We start from the raw sequence: 2,379 nt of genomic DNA, 5'->3' as shown, positions 1-2,379 counted from the left end.
CGTCTTGTGTACGGCTTATTTGGTATGCGCTTTTTCTTGGATACGTGCATTTGCTAAGGATTTCAGACTTGATATTCTCCAAATAATAGTTTGCTATTTCTCGTCTTCTCTGATTGTCCTTATCTAAATACTTTAATTTGACCCTTAAAACAGCTGCTTGCAATTCATCTAACCTGCTGTTGACACCTTTCACCAGATTCTCATATTTTTTATGGGACCCGTAGTTTCTTAGGGCAAACAATCTGTTAGCAAGATCGCTATCATTGGTAGTAATTGCACCAGCATCCCCTAAAGCACCTAAATTTTTGCCTGGATAAAAACTAAATCCACTTGCATCTCCGAGATTACCCGCTCGTTTGCCGTTATACAGTGCTCCATGTGCTTGTGCAGCATCTTCAATTACTTTCAGATCATATTTTTTTGCTATTTTGTTTATTAATGTCATCTCGGCGATTTGTCCATACAAATGTACGGCTAAGATAGCTTTTGTCTTGGTTGTAATCTTTGATTCTATTTCACGAGGATCTACATTATAGGAGTTAATATCCGGTTCCACCAGAACAGGGGTCGCACCGGTAGCAGAAATAGCCAGGATTGACGCAATGAATGTATTGGATGGGACAATGATCTCATCATCAGGTCCAAACCCATAAGCTCGTATTATTAATGAGAGTGCATCAAGTCCATTTGCTACACCAATACAAAATTCAGTCCCACAATATGCTGCAAATTCCGATTCAAATGATTCAACTTGTTGCCCCAGTATATACCAACCACTCTCCAAAACCCCATTGATCGCATCTTGAATTTCTGTAACATACTGGCTATTCATTGCTTTCAAATTCAAAAATGGAATCATCTTGAACACCCTACCAATCAATACTGGTTAGATTTCTCTAACAATTTGATTCTCTAACGTAAACTTTTGCTTACATTTGCTGCAGATGAGTCTATCCCCCAAATCCTCGCCACAATTACAAATATAGCCTCTAAATTTGGCAGGGTTCCCAAACCAAAGTGTATTATTGGGTATATCCTTTGTTACTACGGAACCAGCACCGATCATTGCATATCTGCCAATTTTAATTCCTGCAATTATGGTTGAGTTCGCACCGATCGAAGCCCATTCCTCCACTACTGTTTCAACAAATTTCTCAGGATATTGTTTTGATCTTGGTCTTATGTCATTTGTAAAAGTAACATTAGGTCCAATAAAAGCGTTATCAAAGATTCTTACTCCGTCCCAGATATACACTCCCGACTTAACAGTTACGTTATTTCCGATAATCACATCATTTTCAATAAAAGTGTGATCGTTAATATTGCAGTTCTCACCTATAAACGCGCCTGGGAGAACATGAGCAAATGCCCAAATTCTTGTATTTCTGCCTATGTTATTTGATTCAACTAATGCGTTAGGATGAGCAAAATACATCATCGGACGCACCCTTTAAAAATTCACTGTAATTTCGAATATAATCACTCTCGTCATAATAATCACTTGCTAGTACCATCAACACACAATCCGGAGAAAAATCATACATTTCACGCCAAATCATCTTATCAAGAAAAAGACCTTTGGTTGGCGAATCAAGAATAACTGCTTTTTTGGTGCTTCCATCGTCCAACAATACTTTACAAGAACCACTGGTACATACGAGGACTTGTTTCAAATCCTTATGCGCATGACACCCTCTCCGAACATCCCCCAGTGTATGAAAAATGTAATAAACTCGCTTTATTTCAAAGGGAAGATTTTTATTACCTTCTAGTGAAACGAGTGATCCTCTTTGATCTCCCATTACTTTAAAATTATATATTTTTATTTCCATTTTCATTGCACCCTGTTCTATACAGTCTATTTACTCTCCCCATTCCCCATGAAAAAAAACATTCCATGTATGCATACACTTCGACAATTTGTAAATACTAATAAAGTAAAGCTTCGATATCTCAACAATCACTCTGCTTCTAATGACAATGCTTCAGCAGAGCTGATGAAAGCAAAGCATGATCCTCTGTTTACTGCATTACACTACGTTTCACATTGACCAGAAAACCGAATTGATTACTATGATTATCAACCGTTAACCAAGGAGGGGAGTCCAATCCGTACAGACAAAACATTTCGATTGACCCGATTCCTGCTGATCTTGCTCTGGATGACCTTACTCTTTAGTCTCTCGTCTCAACCGTACACGACTCAGAGTATTCAACCGTTTTTAAAAGAAAACTTTACACAGGAAGCTTTACGAGACAAGCTCCCAAATATTACGTTCCAATATCACACGTCCATAATCGATGCCAAGGCTCTTAAGCCCCGTAATCAAGTTGGACAACCTCCGAAATAAGAGCGATACTATACGTAGGAGGATTGAT

The 2,379-nt window shown here is 38.3% G+C and carries 3 protein-coding genes; all 3 read right to left on the bottom strand.

The window, feature by feature from the left end:
- On the bottom strand, nucleotides 1–859 hold an 859-nt coding region (locus tag ACFO8Q_RS23720; protein ID WP_380029835.1), incomplete at its 3' end, for a DegT/DnrJ/EryC1/StrS family aminotransferase.
- A gap of 27 nt (nucleotides 860–886) precedes the next feature.
- Nucleotides 887–1,438, bottom strand: a complete 552-nt coding sequence (locus tag ACFO8Q_RS23715) for an acyltransferase (protein ID WP_380029832.1) — start codon at nucleotides 1,436–1,438, stop codon at nucleotides 887–889.
- Nucleotides 1,416–1,832, bottom strand: a complete 417-nt coding sequence (locus ACFO8Q_RS23710) for a sugar 3,4-ketoisomerase (protein WP_380029830.1) — start codon at nucleotides 1,830–1,832, stop codon at nucleotides 1,416–1,418. Before ACFO8Q_RS23710 ends, ACFO8Q_RS23715 begins: the two co-directional genes overlap by 23 nt.
- Nucleotides 1,833–2,379 lie beyond the last annotated feature (547 nt).

Origin of the sequence: Effusibacillus consociatus (genome assembly GCF_042652925.1) — a bacterium.
Taxonomy (GTDB): Bacteria; Bacillota; Bacilli; order Tumebacillales; family Effusibacillaceae; genus Effusibacillus; species Effusibacillus consociatus.
This window is presented reverse-complemented; position numbering and strand designations above follow the sequence as displayed.

What these genes read in the sequence shown, in the direction of transcription:
- ACFO8Q_RS23715 (WP_380029832.1), bottom strand. Translation starts at nt 1,438, where the DNA reads ATGATGTATTTTGCTCATCCTAACGCATTAGTTGAATCAAATAACATA.
- ACFO8Q_RS23710 (WP_380029830.1), bottom strand. Translation starts at nt 1,832, where the DNA reads ATGGAAATAAAAATATATAATTTTAAAGTAATGGGAGATCAAAGAGGA.